This window comes from Methylobacterium sp. J-026 (genome assembly GCF_022829585.1).
Lineage (GTDB): Bacteria > Pseudomonadota > Alphaproteobacteria > Rhizobiales > Beijerinckiaceae > Methylobacterium.
The window spans coordinates 1-444 of sequence record NZ_JAKSYC010000085.1 but is presented as its reverse complement, the minus strand read 5'-3'; the positions used below and the strand labels follow the sequence as shown (position 1 = coordinate 444).

The window sequence follows — 444 nt, the reverse complement described above, 5'->3', positions numbered from 1 at the left end:
TGGCGCAGCCAGCCGAAGCCGTAGAGCTCGTCGGCCCATTCCGGCGAGGGCGGCGCGTAATCGAAGGGCGAGCCGCCGCTCGCCGCCAGCGACCGGCCGGCGAAGACGAACAGGCCGGCATAGATGTCGTCCGCGAAGGTGTTTGCCTAAAGTGACCGCTGCTCGGCAAGCGGTTGAGTTGGAGGAGGCATTCATGCCGCTGTTCGATGCTGATCTGCGCGCTCTCATGGCGGCGATCGACAAATCCCGAGCTCGGATCGAGTTCGCCTCCGATGGCACGGTTTTGGCCGCTAACGCGCTCTTCCTAGACCTGATGGGCTACACCCTCGCCGAGGTGAAGGGGCAGCATCACAAGCTGTTCGTCCCCGCCAGCGAGCGCAATGGCGACGCGTACCGCACGTTCTGGGAGGCACTGCGCAGTGGCGAAGGTCAAACCCGCGAGTT

The 444-nt window shown here is 64.9% G+C and carries 1 protein-coding gene; it reads left to right on the top strand.

Features of this window, described 5'->3' with window-relative positions; all coding sequences use genetic code 11:
• Window positions 1-193 precede the first annotated feature (193 nt).
• On the top strand, window positions 194-444 hold a 251-nt coding region (locus MKK69_RS08435), incomplete at its 3' end, for a PAS domain-containing protein (protein WP_243967324.1).